Here is a 3538-nt window from a genome sequence, read left to right on the forward strand (position 1 = left end):
ATTTCCGACTGTGAATGCAACCAATGATGAAATAAAAATAATTTTAAACGAAGTAAAAACGATTGCGGTTTTGGGTCTCTCTCCCGATTCGAGCAAAGATAGCTATCGTGTTGCGGAGTACCTCAAAAATGCAGGATACACTATTATCCCTATCTATCCGAAAGAAGAGACTATTTTAGGGGAAAAAGTGTACCGTTCCCTTAGCGAAATTCCTTTTGAGGTCGATATGGTTAATATCTTTCGCAAACCCGATGCATTAGGCGCGGTTGCCGATGCCTGTATTGAACGGGGTGATGTAAAAGTGTTTTGGGCACAAAAAGGGATAGTCAATAACGAAGCTGCTGAACGCGCCCGCAATGCCGGGATGAAAGTAGTTCAAAATCATTGCAGTATGGTTGAGCATCGGCTCATCCACGGATAAAGGGAAAGAGTGATCGATTTAAACACGATATACGAGGCGCATGCACGGATCAAAGATGTGATCGTTGAAACGCCCTTTACACATGCTCCGCGTCTCTCTCAGGAATCGGGATGCGATGTCTATCTCAAAAATGAAAATTTGCAAGTTACGGGTGCTTTTAAAATACGGGGAGCGTACAATAAAATCGCTTCATTGAGCGATAGCGAACGTTCTCGAGGAGTTATTGCCGCAAGTGCGGGGAACCATGCTCAAGGGGTTGCTATGGCAGCTCAGATCTTTGGAACACGTGCTTTGATTGTAATGCCCGAATCAACACCGCTTACAAAGATTAACGGGGTCAGCTATTACGGTGCCGAAGTTATTTTAGCGGGTGGAAATTACGATGAAGCGTATGCGTATGCCGCTTGTTACGGAAATGATCACGGTATGGTATTTGTCCACCCCTTTGCCGATGAAGCGGTAATGGCCGGGCAAGGGACGATTGCGGTAGAGATGATCGAAGCGATGGATGATCTCGATGCCATCGTCATCCCCGTCGGCGGAGGCGGGCTTATTTCGGGAATGGCATCCGCTATCAAAGCGCTCGCCCCTCATATCTGTGTGATCGGTGTGGGTGCCGCAGGAGCTCCTGCTATGCGTGAATCTTTTGAGGCCAAAACGGCTATTGACAGCACAAGCGTACGTACGATTGCTGATGGTATCGCCGTACGGGATACTTCTCCGATAACCCTCTCTCATATTCTTGAATCGGTCGATGAATTCGTCAGTGTGGATGATGAAGAGATTGCCAATGCTATATTGTTTCTGTTAGAGCGTCAAAAATTGGTAGTCGAGGGTGCCGGTGCCGTAGGGGTTGCCGCATTGCTCCATCATAAACTGGAACATTTGCGGGATAAGAAGGTGGGAGTTGTCCTCAGCGGCGGAAATATGGATGTGACCCTTCTCTCGATTATCATTGAAAAAGGTCTTATCAAATCGGGTCGCAAGATGAAACTGACCGTAACGCTGATCGATAAGCCGGGTGCCTTGATGAAACTGACCGAAATGCTTCAAGGGCTTAATGCCAATATCGTTCATATCGATTACGACCGAACGTCAACGACACTTGCGTACGGCGATGCCAACGTTATGATCCATTTGGAAACGAAAGGGTCGGCGCATCAAGAACAAATTCGTGCCTTGCTCAAAGAATATCACTATTTAAGCAGTGAAGAACATTAAAAGGAGAGGAGATGGAGGCTTTAAAATTATTAAATTTTGATCTTCCCATCCTTTTTCTTAAACCGCTTTCCAATGGAAATCTTGGAGCGGTAGATGCTCAGAATGTCCTTCGCGTTATTGATTCGGAAACCTATGAGGTTGTCGACGGATTCAAAACCAATATCAAACATGAACGTTTTATCGGTACCTATGTCGATATGACACCGGATGGCGAGTATTCGGTGTCAGCCGTTTTAGGGACCAATCAAGCCGCTATTTTTAGTCTCTCAAAAAGAGCCCTTCTGTATAAAGTCGGTCGGCATAACGGGGAAGTAGAGAGTGTCGGAGTTGATCCGAACGGTCGCTATTTTGTGACATGCGGACAAGACGGTAAATCTTTTGTATGGGTACTTAAAACCTCTCGCTTGGCTTTTTCACTTCCTTCTCATTCTGATTTTGTCAGTACGGTTGCTTTTAATGACAACGGTCAATGGATTGCTACGGGCAGTTTTGACACAACGATCACCTTGCTCAACATCGCAACAATGAAACAGCCTATGAAGCTGCGCGGGCATACCGGTGCTATCGTGAAAATCATTTTCTTACCCTCAGCCAAAATCCTCTCCGTAGCACGGAACGGTGAATTGATTGTTTGGGATATGCGTACCGGAAAAGTGATTAAACGGCTTCAAAATATGGTAGATGACGTGACTTCCATGTGTATCAGCAGTACCAAGCGCTTTGTGTTTATCGGTACCAAACGAGGGTATGTAGGGTTATACGATATGCGTACTATGGAGCAGATTACATCGCACTACATCAAAGAGCCCGAAACCGTAACGTCGTTGGCCTTTTTAAGTAACCCTTTTCGCTTAGCCGTTGGCACTTTGGGAGGGAATATTCGTATTTATTCGCTTTTAGGTAATGAAGAGAGATATATGCAGATGCTTCGTGATGGGGAGTTTAAATCGTTTTATACTGCCCTCGATGATAATCCGATGTTATTTTTTTCCAAACCGTATGAAGCTGCTGAGCGGATATGGCTGGATGTTCTCGAAAAAGGACGCGAACTTCTTGAAAAAAATGAACGTGAAAAAGCGATAAAACATTTTGCCATTTTTGTCGGTGTTCCGAAAAAACATGCCTTAATATCTCAAATCCTCAACTCGTATGAAAAATACGATTTGTTTCAAAATGATATTCAAGAGGGGCGGCTCTCTTTGGCCTATTCGTTAGCCAAGCAATATCCCGCCTTTCAAGAGTCGGAACTTTATTCTAAAATGGAACGGCAGTGGAAAAAGCTTTTTTTAAAAGCACAAGAGTTAATATTAACCCCTAACGGCGAAGAGCAAGCACGGGAATTACTGGCTCCGTATCGGGGAATATCGGAAAAAACCGTACATATTCAACAACTTTTCGAACAGCGTCGCATGTATGAATTTTTTAGGAATGTCGTTGTTAAACAAGAGTATGTTAAATTTTTCGGACTGATAAAAATGTATCCTTTTTTGAAAGAATTTGAAGAGTATACCGCGGTTATGGAGTATGCAGACAAACTTTATCTCCAATCTCAAAAGGCGTATGCAAACGGGAATTATTCAACGGCGCGAAAAGCGTGTGAAATTCTCATCTCTTTCCCGGATTATGCGCATGACGCGCAGGAAATGGCCGACACTATACGTATAAAACATCTATTTTATGAATCGATCGCAGCCAACAATCTTCCCAATGCTTTCTCCTATCTTAGTTCCTATCCTCTCCTTTATGAAACCCCTGAAGCGCAGGTGCTTGAGAGACAATGGAACAATACCGTCGATAAGGCACAGCGATTTGCGGCACAGGGAAATGCGAGAGAGATGCGTAGTGTATTTGAACCTTATTTCGGAATACGGGATAAATTCACCGCTATGGCAGGGG

3 protein-coding genes are annotated in these 3538 nt (G+C 44.3%); all 3 read left to right on the forward strand.

Annotation, left to right across the window (positions count from 1 at the left end; genetic code table 11):
* On the forward strand, positions 1 to 421 hold a 421-nt coding region (locus tag Q0C19_RS11545), incomplete at its 5' end, for a CoA-binding protein (protein ID WP_295056194.1).
* Between the two features lie 9 nt (positions 422 to 430).
* The gene (gene ilvA, locus Q0C19_RS11550) at positions 431 to 1642 is read left to right on the forward strand and encodes a threonine ammonia-lyase (RefSeq protein WP_295056197.1); all 1212 of its coding nucleotides are present in this window, start codon (positions 431 to 433) and stop codon (positions 1640 to 1642) included.
* An 11-nt stretch (positions 1643 to 1653) separates the two neighbouring features.
* On the forward strand, positions 1654 to 3538 hold a 1885-nt coding region (locus tag Q0C19_RS11555; protein WP_295056200.1), incomplete at its 3' end, for a WD40 repeat domain-containing protein.

Origin of the sequence: Sulfuricurvum sp. (assembly GCF_023250475.1) — a bacterium.
Classification (GTDB): domain Bacteria; phylum Campylobacterota; class Campylobacteria; order Campylobacterales; family Sulfurimonadaceae; genus Sulfuricurvum.